This is a genomic window from Aeromonas sp. ZOR0001 (genome assembly GCF_000801015.1).
GTDB classification, from domain to species: domain Bacteria; phylum Pseudomonadota; class Gammaproteobacteria; order Enterobacterales; family Aeromonadaceae; genus Aeromonas; species Aeromonas veronii.
Genome location: NZ_JRJY01000014.1, coordinates 1 through 1,070 on the forward strand (window position 1 = coordinate 1; position 1,070 = coordinate 1,070).

Here is a 1,070-nt window from a genome sequence, read left to right on the forward strand (position 1 = left end):
TGGCAAATTCCTGTAACTCATTCAGTGACTCAAACAGGTAATGGCCCAACCAGTCGTAACGCACAGTGCGGTTAAATCGCTCTATGTAGGCATTCTGCTGCGGGTTGCCTGGCTGGATATACCTCAGCGCAATCCTCTTCTGCTGCGCCCATTGCTTGAGCTCTTCGCTGATGTATTCCGGACCATTATCACAGCGGATTGCGGCTGGTTTGCCCCGCCACTCGATGACCTGCTCCAGCACCCGTTTGACTCGCGAGGCAGGCAAGGAAAAATCCACCTCGATGCACAGTGCTTCGCGATTGAAGTCATCGATCACATTAAACAACCGCACCGAACGACCATCGCTGAGCTGGTCATGCATAAAGTCCATCGACCAACAGTGATTCGGTTGGTCAGGGACTGCCAACGGCTCCGGCTTGGCCCGCACTAGCCGCTTCTTGGGTTTTATCCGCAGATTGAGCTCTAGCGCCCGATAGATCCGGTAGACCCGCTTGTGGTTCCAGCCAAAGCCTTTGACGTTACGCAGGTACAGGAAGCACAGTCCGAAACCCCAGTTGCGCTGGTTGGCGGTGAGGCGCAGCAGCCAGTCGGCAATTTCCTGGTTTTCATCAGCCAGCACGGGCTGATAACGGTAGCAACCCTCGCTCACCTTGAACACCTGGCAAGCCAGACGGATAGAAATGGCGTAATGAGCCACAGCCTTGGTCGCCATCTCCCTGCGGGCAGATGGCGTCACCACTTTTTTGCCATCGCCTCGGAGATGATCTCAGCCTTTAGGCGCTCCTCGGCATACATCTTCTTAAGGCGACGATTTTCCTCTTCCAGCTCTTTGAGGCGCGCCATGAGAGAGGCATCCATGCCACCGAATTTGGAGCGCCACTTGTAGAAGGTGGCGGAGCTGATGCCATGCTCACGGCAGAGCTCAGGGACGGGTGAACCAGACTCGGCCTGCTTGAGGATGGCGATGATCTGTGCATCGCTAAAGCGTGATGTTTTCATGTAGAACCTCCTGCGTTCAAGATACGAGAAAATTCTACTTATGAGCACCTCAGTTTTTCGGGGGGATTACC

Annotated in this window: 1 protein-coding gene; it reads right to left on the reverse strand. The window is 54.8% G+C overall.

Annotation, left to right across the window (positions count from 1 at the left end; all coding sequences use genetic code 11):
- Positions 1-999 (reverse strand): IS3-like element ISAs22 family transposase gene (locus tag L972_RS02110; RefSeq protein ID WP_156127037.1). Its coding sequence is split into 2 segments (ribosomal slippage), with 1,000 coding nucleotides annotated over them: positions 1-747 and positions 747-999; the frame shifts between segments, so codons are not numbered across the junction. This gene is flagged as partial in the annotation.
- Positions 1,000-1,070: the final 71 nt, after the last annotated feature.